The organism is Labilibaculum antarcticum (genome assembly GCF_002356295.1).
In the GTDB taxonomy this organism is placed as follows: Bacteria; Bacteroidota; Bacteroidia; order Bacteroidales; family Marinifilaceae; genus Labilibaculum; species Labilibaculum antarcticum.
This window is the reverse complement of the sequence record NZ_AP018042.1, coordinates 2,695,607-2,714,117: the sequence shown is the minus strand read 5'-3', so window position 1 is coordinate 2,714,117 and position 18,511 is coordinate 2,695,607. Positions and strand designations below refer to the sequence as shown.

14 protein-coding genes and 1 riboswitch are annotated in these 18,511 nt (G+C 36.0%); of the genes, 6 read left to right on the top strand and 8 right to left on the bottom strand.

Features of this window, described 5'->3' with window-relative positions:
- Positions 1 to 112 precede the first annotated feature (112 nt).
- Together mdh and glmM are read right to left on the bottom strand one after the other, a co-directional pair.
- The gene (gene mdh, locus ALGA_RS10695; RefSeq protein WP_096429295.1) at positions 113 to 1,051 is read right to left on the bottom strand and encodes a malate dehydrogenase; all 939 of its coding nucleotides are present in this window, start codon (positions 1,049 to 1,051) and stop codon (positions 113 to 115) included.
- Between the two features lie 433 nt (positions 1,052 to 1,484).
- The gene (gene glmM, locus ALGA_RS10690) at positions 1,485 to 2,873 is read right to left on the bottom strand and encodes a phosphoglucosamine mutase (protein WP_096429294.1); all 1,389 of its coding nucleotides are present in this window, start codon (positions 2,871 to 2,873) and stop codon (positions 1,485 to 1,487) included.
- Positions 2,874 to 3,089: 216 nt separating this feature from the next.
- Here glmM and ALGA_RS23370 point away from each other — a divergent pair, with 216 nt between their 5' ends.
- Positions 3,090 to 4,490: a pseudouridine synthase gene (locus tag ALGA_RS23370; RefSeq protein ID WP_096429293.1), complete on the top strand. Its 1,401-nt coding sequence runs from the start codon at positions 3,090 to 3,092 to the stop codon at positions 4,488 to 4,490.
- A gap of 81 nt (positions 4,491 to 4,571) precedes the next feature.
- Here ALGA_RS23370 and ribH read toward each other — a convergent pair whose 3' ends face one another.
- From ribH to ribD, 4 genes are read right to left on the bottom strand one after another with little or no spacing between them, the layout of a single operon-like run.
- Positions 4,572 to 5,033 carry a 6,7-dimethyl-8-ribityllumazine synthase gene (gene ribH / locus ALGA_RS10680; protein WP_096429292.1) on the bottom strand — a complete coding sequence of 154 codons (462 nt, stop codon included), beginning with the start codon at positions 5,031 to 5,033 and terminating at the stop codon, positions 4,572 to 4,574.
- A 19-nt stretch (positions 5,034 to 5,052) separates the two neighbouring features.
- Complete coding sequence (locus ALGA_RS10675) at positions 5,053 to 6,315, bottom strand: bifunctional 3,4-dihydroxy-2-butanone-4-phosphate synthase/GTP cyclohydrolase II (protein ID WP_096429291.1); 1,263 nt, start codon at positions 6,313 to 6,315, stop codon at positions 5,053 to 5,055.
- A gap of 38 nt (positions 6,316 to 6,353) precedes the next feature.
- Positions 6,354 to 7,013, bottom strand: a complete 660-nt coding sequence (locus ALGA_RS10670) for a riboflavin synthase (protein ID WP_096429290.1) — start codon at positions 7,011 to 7,013, stop codon at positions 6,354 to 6,356.
- A 47-nt stretch (positions 7,014 to 7,060) separates the two neighbouring features.
- Positions 7,061 to 8,266 (bottom strand): bifunctional diaminohydroxyphosphoribosylaminopyrimidine deaminase/5-amino-6-(5-phosphoribosylamino)uracil reductase RibD, encoded by a 1,206-nt coding sequence (gene ribD, locus ALGA_RS10665; RefSeq protein WP_197705740.1) that lies wholly within the window; start codon positions 8,264 to 8,266, stop codon positions 7,061 to 7,063.
- 22 nt (positions 8,267 to 8,288) lie between these two features.
- Positions 8,289 to 8,407: riboswitch (FMN riboswitch) on the bottom strand.
- A 291-nt stretch (positions 8,408 to 8,698) separates the two neighbouring features.
- Between ribD and era the strand changes: the two genes are divergently transcribed.
- The 5 genes from era to ALGA_RS10640 all read left to right on the top strand — a co-directional run bounded on the left by era (position 8,699) and on the right by ALGA_RS10640 (position 14,050).
- Positions 8,699 to 9,580, top strand: a complete 882-nt coding sequence (era, locus tag ALGA_RS10660; RefSeq protein ID WP_096429289.1) for a GTPase Era — start codon at positions 8,699 to 8,701, stop codon at positions 9,578 to 9,580.
- Between the two features lie 93 nt (positions 9,581 to 9,673).
- Complete coding sequence (gene der, locus ALGA_RS10655; RefSeq protein ID WP_096429288.1) at positions 9,674 to 10,981, top strand: ribosome biogenesis GTPase Der; 1,308 nt, start codon at positions 9,674 to 9,676, stop codon at positions 10,979 to 10,981.
- A gap of 130 nt (positions 10,982 to 11,111) precedes the next feature.
- Positions 11,112 to 12,371, top strand: a complete 1,260-nt coding sequence (locus ALGA_RS10650) for a tetratricopeptide repeat protein (protein WP_096429287.1) — start codon at positions 11,112 to 11,114, stop codon at positions 12,369 to 12,371.
- A gap of 344 nt (positions 12,372 to 12,715) precedes the next feature.
- Positions 12,716 to 13,444 (top strand): hemerythrin domain-containing protein, encoded by a 729-nt coding sequence (locus ALGA_RS10645; protein WP_096429286.1) that lies wholly within the window; start codon positions 12,716 to 12,718, stop codon positions 13,442 to 13,444.
- A gap of 12 nt (positions 13,445 to 13,456) precedes the next feature.
- Entirely contained in the window at positions 13,457 to 14,050 is a 594-nt protein-coding gene (locus ALGA_RS10640) for a response regulator transcription factor (protein WP_231706118.1), read from the top strand.
- On the opposite strand, the gene ALGA_RS10635 is transcribed toward ALGA_RS10640, so the two are convergent.
- Together ALGA_RS10635 and ALGA_RS10630 are read right to left on the bottom strand one after the other, a co-directional pair.
- The gene (locus ALGA_RS10635; RefSeq protein WP_096429285.1) at positions 14,051 to 14,827 is read right to left on the bottom strand and encodes an MBL fold metallo-hydrolase; all 777 of its coding nucleotides are present in this window, start codon (positions 14,825 to 14,827) and stop codon (positions 14,051 to 14,053) included.
- 1 nt (position 14,828) lies between these two features.
- Positions 14,829 to 18,500, bottom strand: a complete 3,672-nt coding sequence (locus tag ALGA_RS10630) for a sensor histidine kinase (RefSeq protein WP_096429284.1) — start codon at positions 18,498 to 18,500, stop codon at positions 14,829 to 14,831.
- Positions 18,501 to 18,511 lie beyond the last annotated feature (11 nt).

Below are 18,511 nucleotides of genomic sequence, written 5' to 3'. Positions count from 1 at the left end.
TGAAAGCACTCTTTAATCGAAAAAAATTATCTCTGATTAACTTAACGTCAAAAAAAAGAAGGTTGCCTCAAATAGAGACAACCTTTATATACTTGTAAATGAAATTTGCTGACTAAGCAAAAATATTCATTTCATCTAACACTTTCATTACTGATTTAACGGCTACTGCTGAACCTTCCAACAATTCCATTTCATCTTTATTCAATTTCACCTCGATTACTTTCTCAATACCGTTTTTACCTAAAACTACTGGTACTCCCAAGAAAATATCTTTCATTCCATATTCGCCATCCAACAAGGCACATACAGGGAAAATTCTTTTTTGATCGCGAACAATAGCTTCAACCATTTGAGCAGCTGCAGCACCTGGAGCATACCAAGCTGAAGTTCCCATCAAGTTTACTAGCTCACCACCACCGAATTTAGTTCTTTCGATAATTGCATTCAATTTTTCTTCTTCGATTAAATCTGTTACAGGAATACCAGCAACAGTAGTATAACGAGGAAGTGGAACCATGGTATCACCGTGTCCACCCATTAACAATGCCTGAATATCCTTAGGAGAAACATTTAATTCTTCTGCAAGGAAAGCACGGTAACGAGCCGTATCCAAAACTCCAGCCATACCAAATACTTTGTTACGTGCTTTTTTAGCTGTTAAAAAAGCAGCATAAGTCATAACATCCAAAGGATTTGATACGATAATAATAATTGCATCAGGAGAATGAGCTATTACATTTTCGGTAACTGATTTTACAATACCTGCATTAATAGAAATTAAGTCATCACGACTCATCCCCGGTTTACGTGGAAGACCTGATGTAATAACAACAACTTCTGATCCTGCAGTAGCAGCATAATCATTTGTTACCCCTTTAACTCTTGTATCGTAATAATTGATTGGAGCGGTTTGCCACATATCTAATGCTTTCCCCTCTGACAATCCATCTTTGATGTCAACAATAATTAATTCGTTTGCTAATTCTTTTTGAGCAATGCAATTTGCACAAGTTGCTCCAACATTTCCTGCACCTACAACGGTAATTTTCATAAGGCTTTATTCTTTGATTATATCTAATTTATATTCGTTTCAATGGAGAATTTTTTCTTTATTAGCTAGCAAATATATATACAATGCCAGAAAATAATTCAGAAAACGACCTGCTTTTCAGCAGTATCACTTAAATATATGAAAATTAAAATACAATAATCTAACTTCGGACATATTTAACTATTTCGAAACTGGGTATAAACACCCATACAGGCTCTTCTGTTCAATAACGATATGCAGACCTTATTATCTTAAGCCTTATTTTGCAAGGAGGATAGAAGTTCTCAGTCCAAATTAAAGTTGATTAAACCATTCAAAAAAACCATTTATTTTTTAAAATGATGAAAATGCAAACGATTACGGAAAATTTTCTCTTATAAAAAAAAAGCGCAAGAGAATTTATCCCTTGCGCTAATCTGAAAAAATATTTTTTCTAATTAATGATTTCCTTTATCTCGGAAATGATTTTCTCTGCCAATTGGTTTGCAGTCGCTTCATTTTTACTTTCCGAATAAATTCGAATAATAGGTTCGGTATTTGATTTACGAAGATGAACCCATTCTGATGCAAAATCAATCTTCACACCATCTATATCATTCACTTTCTCATTTTTATATTTCTCCTTCATGGCAACTAAAACCGCATCAACATCAATTTCTGGAGTTAGCTGGATTTTATTTTTTGAGATGAAATAATTCGGATAGCTTGCTCTTAACTCAGAAGCTTTTTTATTTGTTTTTGCCATGTGAGTCAGGATTAATGCAACTCCAACTAAAGAGTCACGACCATAATGACTTGCAGGATAAATAACTCCACCATTTCCCTCTCCACCAATTACAGCCTTATTCTCTTTCATCTTGGTTACCACATTAACCTCACCAACAGCTGAAGCTTCGTATGTTCCTCCATGTTTTTCAGTAATATCGCGCAAAGCACGGGTTGATGAAAGATTAGAAACGGTATTTCCAGGGGTATTTGCCAATACGTAATCAGCGCAAGCCACTAAAGTATATTCTTCACCAAACATGCTGCCGTCTTCATTTACAATAGCCAAACGATCCACATCAGGATCTACTACAAAACCCACATCAGCCTTGCCTTTTTTCATTACTGAGGCAATTTCTGTTAAATGCTCAGGAAGTGGCTCCGGATTATGTGGGAATTGTCCGTTGGGTTCGCAGTACAATTCAACTACAGTCTCAACACCCAATGCTTTCAATAATTGAGGAATCACAATTCCGCCTACTGAATTTACGGCATCAACCGCAACGGTGAAATTGGCTTTCCTAATTGCATCTGCATCTACCAAATCGAGTGATAAAACGTGATCGATGTGTTTTTGTGTGTAATCATCCACATGAGAAAGATGACCTAAATCGTCAACATCTGCAAAAATAAAATCTTCATTATCAGCAATCGACAAAACGATTTTGCCATCTATATCATTAAGAAATTCGCCCTTTTCATCCAATAGTTTTAATGCATTCCATTGTTTTGGATTATGACTGGCGGTTAAAATAATACCTCCTTGAGCGTTTTCTCCAGTAACAGCAATTTCGGTAGTTGGAGTGGTAGCCAAACCTATTTCCACAACATCAATCCCCAACCCTAAAAGAGTTCCAACCACGAGCATATCAACCATTTCTCCAGAAATACGAGCATCTCGTCCAACAACAACTTTTACTTTTTTCCCGTTGTTTCTGCGCAAAACCCAAGTACCATATGCCGCTGAAAATTTAACAACATCAAGAGGACTTAATCCATCTCCCACCTGACCGCCAATCGTTCCTCTGATTCCGGAAATTGATTTAATTAATGCCATACTATATTTTTAGAATTTTGTAAGTAACTGATTCGTTAAAAAATCCAGAACTAGATAAGTTCAAGATTTGTACGACAAATTTATAATTTCAATTAAGAGTAAGAAAGCAAAATTCAAATTGATTTTCTTTATTTCAATATTTCAATAAGCACAATTAATATATTCATTGATTATTAGTACTTTTGTGAGTTCAGAACATTGATCATTTACTCAGAAATGGAAGAAAAAAAATACGGAAAAGAAAGAAAAGAGAAATCTTCTTTTGGATCAAAAACAGAAAACAATAGAAAATCTGGTGATTCAAATCCTCGATTTAAAAAGGATTCAGAATCAAGAGATCGTAAGTCTGGTGACCGATCGGGAAATTCAGACCGACGAAGAAGTGATTCGAACAGAACTTCCCAAAGCTCTGATTCAAGATCCAGAGGACCACGAAAATTTGATGATGACAGATCAGAAAGAGGTTCAAGCGATAGATCAGACAGAGGAAGATCCAGATCGGAAGATCCAAATCGTAAATTTGAACGCGATTCGGAACCACGTACCCGCAACTATGGCGATAGATCAGAAAATTCTGACAGACGCAGCAGTGAATCCAACAGAGGTTCCCGAGGATCTGATTCAAGATCGCCAAGAAGATTTGATGACAACAGACCTGGAAGAGACTCTGACAGAAGACATAAGCGGGAGAACTCAAGCTATAGATCAGAAAGATATTCCGAAAAATCAGACAGATCAGAATTTACTGAAAAACGAGAACGATTTGATGGCGATTTTGATGAAAACCAAGATGAGAACAAGAAACCTTACGATCATTTTAAAAATAAACCGAACAAAGAAACTCTTCAGAGAAAGCATTACAGCAAGAAGAAACAATTGGCTTTTGCGAAAAAATCAGGACCTGAAGATGGAATGCTTCGATTGAACAAATACATTTCGAATACGGGAGCCTGCTCAAGAAGAGAAGCTGACAGACGCATTGAGGAAGGCCAAATAACCGTTAACGGTGAAGTTGTAAATGAAGTTGGCACAAAAGTAAATATCGATGATGTCGTTTGCATGGACGGCAAACAGCTGCAAGCGGAAGCAAAAGTTTATTTGGTTTTAAACAAACCAAAAGATTTTGTAACTACTCTGGATGATCCAATGGGAAGAAAGACTGTTCTGGACCTGATCCAAAATGCTTGCAAAGAAAGAGTTTATCCGGTTGGAAGATTGGATAGAATGACTACCGGCGTTTTGCTTTTCACCAACGATGGAGATTTAACAAAACGACTGACTCACCCAAGCTACAACAAGAAGAAAATTTACCATGTTTATTTAGACAGAGAAATTTCGCAAGAAGACTTGAATCAGGTATCTGCGGGTATTGAGTTGGAAGATGGTGAAATTAAAGCTGATGCAATTAGTTTTGCGAATGCTGATGACAAAACTCAGGTTGGGATAGAAATTCACTCTGGACGAAATCGAATTGTACGACGAATTTTTGAACACTTGGGCTACGAAGTTGAAAAACTAGACCGCGTTCTTTTTGCCGGAATTACCAAGAAAAATATTCCAAGAGGAAAGTGGAGATTCTTAAGTGAAAAAGAAATAACCATGCTTAAAATATATTAATCAAAATAAGCATTTACTCAGTATTATTGCATAAAAAATCCCGGCATCACTGCCGGGATTTTTTGTTGATATATAATATGCTTAAAATTGCTTCAATAAATTAGCCATTTCAATTGCTGACACAGCAGCTTCGAATCCTTTGTTTCCAGCTTTTGTTCCGGCACGCTCAATTGCCTGCTCAATAGAATCAGTAGTTAAAACACCAAAAATAACTGGTATTTCAAGATCTAAAGAAACACTGGCAATCCCCTTAGTTACTTCACCTGAAACATACTCAAAATGTGGAGTTGATCCTTTGATAACAGCACCTAAACAAATAACGGCATCGTACTTGCCACTTTTCGCCATTTTCTTAGCGATCAATGGAATTTCAAATGCTCCAGGAACCCAGGCAACATCAACATCGTCTGTTGAAGCTCCATGACGGTGAATAGCATCCAAAGCACCTGATAATAATTTACCTCCTATAAATTCATTAAAACGACCGATAACAATACCGAATTTTAAATCTTTTGCAATCAATTTTCCTTCAATTGTATTCATCTTATTTCTATTTTCAGTTTTATTTTAATCCGTTTTTTGAAACACCTTCTACTTTTTTATCATCATTTTGCAAATTCCACTTCACATCCTGATGCAACAGATGCCCCATTTTATTCATTTTGGTCTGCAAATAAAATTCATTCTTTTCGTTGCAAGTCATTTCAATCTCTTCGCGACCAATTATTTTCAAACCATACCCTTTTAAACCTGCAACTTTTAATGGATTATTAGTCATTAAAGTTAAATCTGAAACACCCAAATCAGCTAAAATGGCAGCGCCGATACCGTAATCACGCAAGTCGGCTTTAAATCCTAATGCCAAATTTGCTTCAACAGTATCCATGCCCATATCTTGTAGTTGGTAGGCTTTCAGTTTATTGATTAGACCAATTCCCCGGCCTTCCTGACGCATGTATAGCAACACACCTCTTCCAGCTTCTTGAATTCTTTTCATAGCCTCCTGCAGTTGATCGCCACAATCGCAACGCAAAGAACCAAATGCATCACCAGTTAAACATTCTGAATGCACACGAACCAATACCGAATCAGCAGAAGTAACATCTCCTTTTACCAAGGCAACATGATGCTCTCCAGTAATTTTATTCACATATCCATGAGCTCTGAAATCGCCAAATTTAGTTGGCATATCCGTTTCAGTCACTTTTTCAATCACACTTTCAGTTTGTCTGCGATACTCAATTAAATCAGCAATCGTAATCATTTTCAAGTTGTGCTTGGCAATATATTCTTTCAACTGAGGAACGCGGGCCATAGTCCCATCCTCATTCATAATTTCACAAATAACCCCTGCTGGATACAAACCAGCCATTCGTGCCAAATCAACAGCAGCCTCAGTATGTCCTGCACGAACCAAAACACCATTTTTACGCGCTACCAAAGGGAAAATATGCCCCGGACGAGTAAAATCTGTTGGCTTAGCACTCTTATCAAACACTTTCAAAATTGTGTGAGCACGTTCATGAGCCGAAATACCTGTTGCACAATCAGCAGCATCGATACTTACGGTAAAAGCTGTTTGTTTCGCATCCGTATTGTTGTACACCATCATATCGATATTCAACTCATCCAAACGCTCCTTAACAATTGGCATGCAAATCAATCCGCCAGCCTGCCTGGCCATAAAATTGATTGCCTCAGGTGTTACCATCTCTGCCGCCATCAACAAATCACCCTCATTTTCACGATCCTCGTCGTCAACCACCACAATCATCTTCCCTAATTTGATGTCCTCGATCGCCTCTTCAATTGTATGAAATTTCATAGTTTATGTATTGTTGTTTTGTTTTTTAATTTTCCTTTTTATACAAATCCATTCTCCCTCAAGAAATTCATCGAAATATCCGACTTCTCCACCTGAGCACTCTCTTCATCTTTGTGAAACATGAATTTCTCAATGTATTTTGCTGTCATATCGCATTCCAGATTCACTTTTTCTCCTTGTTTTTTAGAAGTCAAAGTGGTGTCTTCCTGCGTTAATGGAATAATTGAAACTTTAAAAATTTCATCATCCACATAAGCCACAGTCAAGCTGATACCATCAATCGAAATAGAGCCTTTCTCTACAATATATTTCAGAATGTCCTTAGGCGCTGCAATACTTACCCAAATGGCATTGTCGTCTTGTTCTATACCAACAACTTCACCCAATCCATCAACATGACCACTTACCATATGACCACCCATTCGATCACCTAGACGAAGAGCACGCTCCAAATTAACGCGGCTCCCAGCTCCCAGCAATTCAAAATTTGTTCTGCTCATTGTTTCTGGCATAACATCAGCCGAAAAACCTGTAGAATTGAAACTAACCACCGTCAAACAAATTCCATTGGTAGAGATACTGTCTCCCAACTTCACATCATCCATAATTGAACGAGCCGAAATTGTCAATCGAATTGACTTTCCTCCACGTTTTATAGACTTTATTTTTCCTATTTCTTCAATTAAACCTGTAAACATTTTCTCAATTATCAGTTAACAGCAAACAGTTATCGAATTGTAAACCTTCAACTATTTACCAGCTTCTTTTTTATTTTACCTGTCAACATCAGATCATTTCCAAGCTGATCAATCTTCATATTTTCCAATTCAATGGCATCTTTCATGAATTCAATTCCTTCTCCGCCCACTGGCGATTTGGAAGTAAGTCCGCCAATAATTTTAGGAGCAATAAAAGACATAAGCTCATCAACAATACCTGCTTCTAAAGCCGAGAAATTTAAGGTTGCTCCTCCTTCCAAAAGAATTCCATCTACTCCAGTCTCTCCGAGCTTCACCATTAAATCACTAAGATCAACTCTTCCATTTCTGGATTTTATAATCAAAACAGCATTTCCCAGTTCTTGAATCTCAGCAATTTTAGTTGAATCGGCTTTTTCTGTTACAGCCACAATCGTCTTAGCCTGATTTGCCGTATTTAGTATTTTTGATTCCAAAGGAATTCGGGCATTACTATCAACCACTATCCTTACGGGATTTCTAGCTTCTTCATTTTCCAATCGGGTTGTTAGTATTGGATCATCTGCAATCACCGTATCAACGCCCACCATTATTCCAGCCAATTCATTCCTTAACTGATGAACGTATGCTCGTGATTTCTCGTTAGAAACCCAGCGCGAATCTCCGGTTTTGCTAGCAATTTTCCCATCAAGAGTCATGGCCGTTTTCATAAGCACATAGGGTAATTTACTTTGAATAAACTTCAGAAAAACCCGGTTCATATGACTTAGTTCTTCGCACAAAAAACCGTATTCAACCTCAATTCCATTCTCCTCTAATAATTTAACTCCCTTTCCCGCAACCAATGTGTTGGGATCCAACATCCCGATCACCACTTTAGCAATCTTGTTTTTCACAATTGCTTCGGCGCAAGGCGGTGTTTTTCCATAATGAGAACATGGTTCCAGAGTAACATACATTGTTGCACCTTCTACAGATTCTGTAGAAGATCGAAATGCATTTACCTCAGCATGCGGCCCCCCAAAAAATTCATGATATCCCTCTCCAATGATTTTATCATCTCGAACAATTACAGCCCCAACCAAGGGATTAGGATTTACTCTTCCTATTCCCTTTTTAGCCAACTCAAAGGCTCTCTGCATGTATTGATATTCTTTGCTCATTTGCATAAAAACAAAATGCCCTGAATAGTTCATTAAACTATTCAGGGCATCTATTATAGGTATAGCCAAACGGAAATTATCCATTGACATGAATCAATCAAATTGATCAATTGTTTTTCTTCTCCCATCCAGACTGTACTGTCGGTACCGGAATCACACCAGTTCAATCTCGTTAAAGACTCGCGGACTATCACCGCCGGTCGGGAATTTCACCCTGCCCTGAAGAAACAATAAATATGTAAGAACAGAGTTTTCGACTCTAATTCTGCTACAAATATAAAGTTTTAGAAAATAAAAACAAATCACAACTAAAGTCTTTACAACACATTTAGCCATATTAAAATTCGAACAATGAAAATATTTAGGAAATTCAATCAAATTCCGCACCCTGTCAGACCCATATTTCTCCAAAAATCTCGTGCCGGTTTTTTATTCATTTTTAATGTATGGCTGACATTTTCGTAAATGGCATTAATTGTACTATCTTTGCAAAAATTTTTAAATCACTAAATTGGAGTACATATGCCTCATAGATCAGGTTTTGTAAATATAATTGGAAATCCCAACGTGGGGAAATCAACCTTAATGAATAATTTGGTTGGGGAACGCATCTCGATTATTACATCGAAATCTCAAACTACGCGTCACCGAATTAAAGGAATTGTTAATGGCGAAGATTTTCAAATTGTGTACTCTGATACACCAGGAGTTTTGAAGCCTAACTACAAGCTTCAGGAGTCGATGATGAAATTTTCAACCTCTGCACTGGTTGATGCTGACGTAATTTTGTATGTTACCGACGTAATTGAAACGATTGATAAGAATGAAGAATTCCTGAAAAAAGTTCAAAACTCTGATCTCCCGGTTCTTTTACTGATCAACAAAATTGATTTGACGGATCAGGAAAAATTAAATAAACTGGTAGATAGATGGAAAGTAATTCTTCCTAAGGCTGAAATATTCCCAATGTCGGCAACGGAGAATTTCAATGTGCCCAATTTATTTGACCGCATCTTGGAACTTTTACCAGAAGGGCCTCCTTTTTTCCCTAAAGACGAGCTCACAGATAAACCATCCCGTTTTTTTGTGAATGAGATTATTAGAGAAAAAATACTAACCAACTATGACAAAGAAGTTCCGTATTCCGTAGAAGTTGTAGTTGAAGAGTTTGAAGATGAGCCAAAAATTATCCGCATTATGGCGGTAATAAATGTAGAAAGAACTTCTCAAAAAGGAATCATCATTGGACATCAAGGGAAAGCACTAAAGAAAGTTGGAACAGAAGCCCGATTAGATATGGAGAAATTCTTTGGCAAAAAGGTCTTTTTAAAACTATACGTTAAGGTTGCAAAAGACTGGAGAAGCAAAGACTCTCAACTAAAGAATTTTGGATACAATCAGTAAGTACTGAGTGCTGCTATATCAAAAAAGAATCTTTAGAATTTTAATAAATTGAATAAGAATTACACGCAGAGATTGCGTTAGAAACATAAAATAATGAGCAATATTGTTGCAATCGTAGGAAGACCAAATGTTGGAAAATCTACACTTTTTAATCGATTATCAGGTACAAGAAAAGCAATCGTAAACGAAACTTCTGGTGTTACCCGTGATCGTAATTATGGAAAATCGGACTGGAATGGCGTTGAATTTTCGATAATTGATACCGGAGGTTACGCGACTAATTCTGATGATATTTTTGAAGAAGAGATTCGCAAACAGATTATGCTTGCAATTGATGAAGCCGATGCTATTCTTTTTGTTGTAGATGTAAAGCAGGGAATCACTGATTTAGACGCTGCTGTTGCAAGTATTCTTCGTAGAACCAAAAAGAAAGTTTACTTGATTGCAAACAAAGCTGATAACTCAGAATTAACTTTTGCAGCTAACGAATTCTATTCAATGGGAATTGGCAAGCAAGTTTTTCCAATTTCAGCTGTTAATGGGTCAGGAACCGGAGATTTATTAGATGAATTGATAAATGATTTTGAAATTAAACCTTCCGATGATGATGAAGGGCTTCCAAGAATTGCATTTGTTGGTCGTCCTAATGTAGGAAAATCATCAACAGTAAATGCTTTGGTCGGGATAGATCGAAACATTGTGACTGATATTGCAGGTACAACAAGAGATTCAATCCATACCCGCTTTCAGAAATTCGGACATGATTTCATCATGGTGGATACTGCCGGAGTTCGCAAGAAACCAAAGGTTCATGAAGATTTAGAATTCTATTCGGTAATGCGATCGATCAGAACTATTGAAAGTGCTGATGTTTGCGTTTTGATTTTAGATGCAACACGTGGTGTTGAACAACAGGATTTAGCTGTTCTCGACATCATCCTCAGTAACCGTAAAGGTGTTGTAATCATGATAAACAAGTGGGATTTGGTTGATAAAGAAACTAATACCATGAAAGAATTTGAGGATGAAATCAAAAATCGAATTGCACCCTTTAAAGATGTTCCGATTATTTTCACCTCTGCAACCACCAAGCAACGATTAATTCAGGTTTTGGAAGCAGCACTTGAGGTACATGATAATCGTATTCGAAAAATATCAACATCGGAGCTAAACAAGGTAATGCAAAAAGCAATTGCTGCCCTAAATCCTCCTGCTTTGAAAGGAAAGTTCATTAAAATAAAATATGTAACTCAACTTCCAACTCACGCACCTACTTTTGCATTCTATTGTAATCTTCCTCAATACATTAAGGATCCTTACAGAAGATATCTTGAAAATCAGATTCGCAAAAACTGGAATTTCAGAGGAGTACCAATCCAAGTTTTAGTGAGAAAAAAATAAATTGCTGCACACAGCATAACCATTAACCGATTCAGATTTACTGAGTCGGTTTTTTTTGTTTTGGAAAGAATATAATTTTTGATAACTAATAATTTAGTTATATTTATATTCTAATCATAAAACCCAAGACATGAAACAATTCACCATTCTACTTCTGCTGAGTTTGGCAATTAACATCCCAGCAAGTTATTCTCAAAAAACAACAAAAGTAGACGAACTCCTATTCTCTGGAAAATACGAAGAAGCAATTCCTATCCTAAACGAAATGGTGGCGAAAGACGGCACAAACAGCAAGCTTTATTCCAGACTTGGAAATGCTTACCAAAAATTGGATCAAGACATGAAAGCCATTGAAAACTACACAAAGGCTCAACAACTTAATCCCAATTCTACTGCAACTTTATTGAATTTAAGCTCCTGTCTTTACTCATCGGGGAATTACCCCAAAGCCGAGCAGGAATTAGTTAAGCTACAAAAACTTGAACCAAACAACTATTCGGTAGATTTACTTTTGGCCAAGACTTATTCTGTTCAAAACAAATATCAAGAAAGTCTCGATATCTACTTAAAACTAAACCAGCAAGATTCCTTGAATCCCAACATCCACAAACAAATAGGGAGTATAAAAAAAAGAATGCAAAATTTTATCGGATCATTGGCTTCATACATGAAGGCAAACGAACTTAATCCGAATGATTTATCAGTAATAGTTCACATCACTCAGCAATTGTATGAAATGGCTGCTTACCAACAAGCTTTAGGTTACATTAGCAATGGTTTAAAAACATTTCCCAATAATATTATACTGCTGAAGAAAAAAGCACAGGTTTTGATTGGATTAGAGTGGTACGATAACGCCTTGACCATTTTAAAAGAATTAAAAACAGACAATCAATTAACGGAAGCAGAACACAAACAACTAGGAATATGCTACATGCAAACCCGACAATATGAGAATGCACTAAAAGCTTTTGCCGGTTGTGGCCCAACCTTTGAAAAAGATCCGATAATTAATTTTCATACTGGAATATGCTATGCTCGAATTTCTCAGCACGAGAAAGGAATTAAATTTTTGGAAGATGCCCTTTTCTATATCACTTCACCAATTGAAGCCTCGATGCATTTGTTTTTGGCAAAGTCGTATGCTGCAACCAGACAATTCGAAAAAGCTGTTATATCTTACAAAAAATATTTCGAAATGGACAACACCAATCCTGATATTCTTTATGAAATTGCGACAACATACGAAGAGTTTGGGGAAAATGAAAATAATGCTTTGGCCTACTACACCAAATTTATTCAACAGACGAATGACAAAGATGATCCAAAATATGAATACGCAAAATCGCGAATTCTTCACATCAAAGAAAGTATTCACTTCGAAAAATAATACCCATTAGTATTTGAAATAATCTCTAACTGCGCAATTCCGATAGCTATCTGGATAATGATGATTGTCAAACGGCTACCGGCATTATACCGACTCCTTTAGATTTTAAAATGGTATAATATACCTATAAGTAGGTATTGCTCCCAAATTGGGAAAACCTATTTTTGTACTGACAAAACAGGCTAGCGACAACTGGGACCATCTGAAATTCATAAAATCTTTTGCCATAAGATTACTTTTAGTGTTATTACTTCATTTGGTCTCAGTTTTCGATTGCATTCCGGTCGCCTTTCTTCGGAAATCTCCTGCTTTTTATTAATTTAGATTAATTAAAAACACAAAGTATGCGTATTAAAAAGGATATGAAGCTGGCTGATGTAATTCAGCTGAACTACATGCTTATCCCGGTCATTCATCGTTTTGGAATTAATCTGGGATTCGGCGACAAAACCGTTTCGAATGTTTGCCAAGAAAACGAGGTCGATTTGAACTTCTTTCTGCAACTTGTGAACGCTTATCACGATAAAGATTATTTCCCCAAAGAGGAGCTTCAAACCATTCCCGTTAAGAATATTGTCAATTATTTACAAATGACTCATGCGAGTTATTTGAATGAGAAGTTATCTGAAATTGAACAAAAAATTATTTCGCTTCAATCGGAGGATACCGAAGATCAAAAATACATTTTGCTTATTAGAAACTTTTTTGAGGGATACAAATCGGAACTAACCGAACACATTATGTATGAGGAAAATGTGGTATTCCCTTACGTTTTAACTGTTGAAGAAATCATTAAAACTCAAAGTTTCTCAGAACGAAACAGAGAAATTTTCGATGCTTTCTCCATTGAGAAATATGAGGAAGGGCACGATGATGTGGAAGAAAAACTGATGGATTTAAAAACCATCATGATCAAATACCTTACCCCTCCGGCAAACAGCACGCTTTACCATACAATAATACAAGATCTATTTAAACTAGAAGAGGATTTGAATTACCATTCCAGAATTGAAGACAAAGTACTGACACCCAAAGTCATTCTAATGGAGAAATCGATCAAAAACCTGCTTTAAACTCTAACACCTATGGCTAGATCTACGATTTTAATTGCTGATAATTCATGTATTATTCGAAAAGGACTGAGATCAATTCTTCAAAATTTAGAGAATTCTGAAGTGCTGCAACTTATCGATAACAAGGAGGAGGTATGCGAAATTGTAAACAGCAGCAAACCCGACATTCTCATCATTAATCCGAATATGCTTCCAGCTGATTGTGCTGATCTAAAAAGCAAATTTATCAATGGGAACAAACTCTCTTTGGTCTTACTATCCGACAAGAAAAAAATAAAAGAAGAATACAAGGCAGATGCTTACATCAATTACCTCGATGAGCAAGATGTTATTCTTGACTTACTACAGGAGATTATAAGCGCAAAAAACAAAAATGCCATTCCTGATAAAAATGCAGATACAATTAGTTCAAGAGAGAAAAACATATTAAAACATATTACTCTTGGTTTGACGAATAAAGAAATAGCCGACCAACTATTCATTAGCATTCACACTGTGGTTACTCACCGCAAAAACATCACACAGAAACTGGGAATTAAATCTGTTTCGGGGCTAACTGTTTATGCAATTTTACACAATATTATTTCTATGGATGAAGTAAAATAATTACAATTCCACTACAACTCCAGCCTCTAAATCTATTGTCTTAAAATATTTTTTAAATTCATCCTGCACAGCAAAACTAGTACAATGAGTTGCACCTAGCAGCTCTAATTTCTCTTCTTGAAAATAGGCCACCGTCTTCTCAAAAACCTCATCAATTTTCTTTAGATGAAAACCACCTAACACAGCATAAACCTTATCAACTGCACACACTTTCTTCGCATAAGCGACAGTATTGCATATTCCGGCATGCGCACACCCACTAAGCACAATTAAGCCTTTTGCACTCTTTATAGCGATTGCTGAATCGTCGATAACAAAATCGGGAGAACCATCTCCTAACAAAAAGGTGGTGGATTGAGATTCAAAATTATTTAAACGAGGAATTTCGCCTAAAAAAACCATTTTCTCACTGATCAACAAAGGTGATTTCGATTCTTTTAATTCAAATTTAGAAATAATTTCATCTCTTGTCATTGACAAACCAACGGGAGTCTTACTTTCCTTTCGAAATCGCAAAGCAAATGAATTAGGATGAGTAATTAAACGTTTTCCAGACACAAACTTCAAACCATCACCATGATCCCAATGTCCATGACTTAAAACAATTGTTTTAAGCTCATTCAAATCAACATTCATTCTTTTCGCATTTTGAATAAAAAGAGAGTACGGACCCACATCAAAAAGAATTTTTTCATCAGCCTCGATTACAGCCGAAAAACCATGAACAAACTCAAAACCATCTTTCGCAGTATTATCTACCAGTATTTTTACAATCATCTTATGACTCTTTTCTTTTAGGAATTCTAACAATAAAACAAGATCCAATATGTCTCTCCGATTCAACCCAAATGCTTCCGTTGGCATTTTCAACAATGTTTTTCACTATGGATAAACCCAATCCCATACCACTCGATTTTGTTGTGAAGTTAGGTGAGAACAATTTCTCTTTGATATCTGGATTAATTCCGGAACCATTATCAATTACACTTACCTGATAATCAGAATCCAGTTCCTCCAATTCAATTACTACCTGGGCTGGAGTTTCTTCGGGAATAGCCTGAATTGCATTATTAATTAAGTTCACAAAAACGCGTACAAACTGTTCTTTATCAACAAAAACATTTGCATTCTCGATGGAATTCAAATCCAGTTTTAATCCAAAATCATCATTTTTAAACAGATCAACTGTATGTTCGAGGATTTCAACCAAATTTAAATTCTGATTTTTGGCTACCGGCATCTTTGCAAAATTCGAAAATGCTGTGGCAATAGAAGACAAAGCATTAATTTGCTCGATTAAAGTTTTACTTACCCGATTAAAATGCTCCTCCCAATTTGGTGTTTTATCCTCGTAACGCTTCTGCAAAAACTGAATACTCAGTTTCATTGGAGTCAATGGATTCTTTATCTCATGAGCAATCTGCTTTGCCATTTCGCGCCATGCCGATTCCCGTTCGGATTTTGCCAAACGGGAAGCACTCTCTTCAAGCTCAACAAGCATTTGGTTGTACTCCTTCACCAAACTACCTATTTCATCATTTTTCGAATACTCAATTTGCTCACCATACGAACCAAATCGGGTTGCTTTTAATCTATTTTGAATTAAGCGAAGTGGGTAAGTTATTTTATTGGATATGATTACAGAAAGGAAAATAGCCAGTAAAATCATCAATACATGAAGATTTACTCCTGCAAGAACCAAATTAAACATCTCCTTCTCCAACTCTCTGCTTTTGAGAAAATAGGGAAGATTTACAAATGCGATTGTTTCATTATTTTCATCAACCAAAGTTTCGTAGGCAGACAAATAAGACATTTCCCCAATTTGTTCTTTATGAATGAAATGTGTTCTTCCCTGAAGGGAAAGTTGATAGTAAGCAGCAAAATTCATTCTCTCTTCCTGAAGCTTTTCATCAAATATCTCTGGCCTTGAGGTAGCAATTAATTCCCCGGATAAATCGTACAAATGAATATCAGCAAAAATTAAATTTGACAACTGCCTTAACTGATCTGTTTTCAACTCTCTCTGTTTTGAATCACCACTAGACATTGTACCAAGAACCTCACGCTTAACCAACTGCAACTTCTCCTGCAGATTTCTATTATTTGACGCGTTTGCCTGGTTAATATTATAATACACAGAACCACCACCCAGCAATAGGAAGAAAAGCATCAACAAGCCAATTATGGAATATTGAATTCGGTATTTGAAACTTAAATTGATCTGGAATTTGAAAGAAATTTTCTCTAGTATCCAAATTAAAAAACCAAAGACATAAAAAAGGACAAAAACATAGGGAATGGTGATTACTTTATCGTACAACGATACAGAAGGGCAACTTACGACTACAGCATTATTATCAAACTTATATACTAAATGGTCATAATTATCAATTTGTTTCCAAAAGAAATTTGCAGAATTCAAACCAAAGCCTGAGTCACTCATGTAATAGTTGAATTTACCAGAGGAAGCAATCAATTTCCCATTTTGATATTTCCCGTAAGAATAGTCATTGCTAACCGGACGCAAATCGACTTTTTCGTCGAGCAATAAATCAGGATAACCCAAACCTTCATCACCAACCTTAGAATCGAGACGCAAATATATCTTGACTTCATTTAATCTATTTGTTGGATTCGAAATAACACCCAGATAAGAAACCATACCATCAAACTCATTCAAATAATAAAAATTACTATTTGGAATGGGTTCTCCTGTCGTGACAATCATCTCCTCAAAAAACTCAAAACAGTTTCTAATTTGATCATCAGGCTCAATATTTAAGTCATCGATACTATTACAAATAGTAACTTGAAGATGATACTGTTCCCAAAATCCTGTAAAGTATTTATTTTGAATATAGTCTGTTATTTCAGTTTCATTTCGAAAAGGTTGCTTGCACAATTCTTTCAGAATTGAATCCTGATCCAGTTGATCTTGAATTTCGAGCAAAAAAGTTTCAGAAGTCGCATCATATTCTGTTGAAAGATTCATTGCTGCAACCTGTCTGTCTTGTTTTTCCTTTTCTCTGGAGAAAGAATTAATTCTATTGGTGACAAATATCGAAACCCCTAATAACAAAATCACATAAAGAGAATATCTTCCTCCCTTTTCTTTTTGATAATTTATTAACCCTAAAAGCAAAATCAGCAAAATCGGAAAGAGCCAATTGACAATATCCACCTTTACAGGATTCCAAAAATAAATAGCAGAACTAAAGATCACGGATATAGGAATAACAACAATTAAAAACGTTTTTAAATTCCAATTTCCCTTTGCAATGGCTCCCAATAAATTAGCGATTTGCCCTAAGGTATAAAATAGGAAAATCAATATTGTGAAGCCCACAAAAACGTAAATTCCATTATCCTGAAACACAAACATTTGCAAACTAAAACTAGAATCCAAAATCAAGCTTTCAAATTGATTTTCTATTGCAAAATAAAGCAGGTAAAGGAAAATTAGATGCAATGCAATCCATACAGCGGTATGAGACGACTTTTGTGGATTAAAGAATTGATTCCTTTTTAAAAACCGAGAATAGGTATAAACAAAAACAAATAAAAAGAAAGAATTGATTACAAAATCGCCTAAGGATGGGAAGAAGAATGAACTGGCAAACAGAACGGGAGAGAAAATCTCCAAATTTGAAAAGACATCAGGAATTCCCCACAAAAGCATGAAATAACGAATAAGCACCAAACTTACACCCCAAACCAGAAATGCAGAGACACCAAATTTTAGATTCTTTAATTGCCGCAACAAAATACTAATGAAAAATAAAGCAGATAGAATCGCGAACAAGTACAACAAGCCGACTCCATTCTGGCCTCTCCTGGCGCCAAATCCCATATTAGTATCCGATAATGAAAATAGATATTCTCCATTGGGATTGTAAACCGGTGCTCCTTCTTTTGAATTTAGCGAGATATCAAAGGAAGCAGGAATGGAAAAATCGGGACCAAAATGATTTTTTAAAAATTTATTCTGATACGGATATATTTTTTTCAGAAGCACAAATCCATATAAATCTATTGAATCCAACTTCTGTTTCTGCTTGTAATAGAATCCATCATCAAGTCGAACAACCAATGAGTTCTCTTTTTCAAGGAAATCTTTCTCAGGTATTAGAAATGAATTATCGCTCCAAAACAACAAACTGTCTTGTTTGTAGGCAAGCAATACAAATCCATCTTTTTTTAAATCTTTTTCAAAATCTGAAAAGTTGTTGTAATTATTAAGTTCACCATCCTGCCCTGTAACAGCGATACGAAGCTCCCCCAGATCTTTTTTTAGTAATTTTTCTTTCTTCTCGAAAACCTGTTGCGCATGGCCAGCCACTTTCGTGAGGCGATCGTTTTGTTTAAAATAATATTCTGTAGAAACTGCTAGCAGAATAAATACCAACGAAAGAATCGCCGGAATATATTTGAGAAGTTTATTTTTCAATTTGGGTCGTT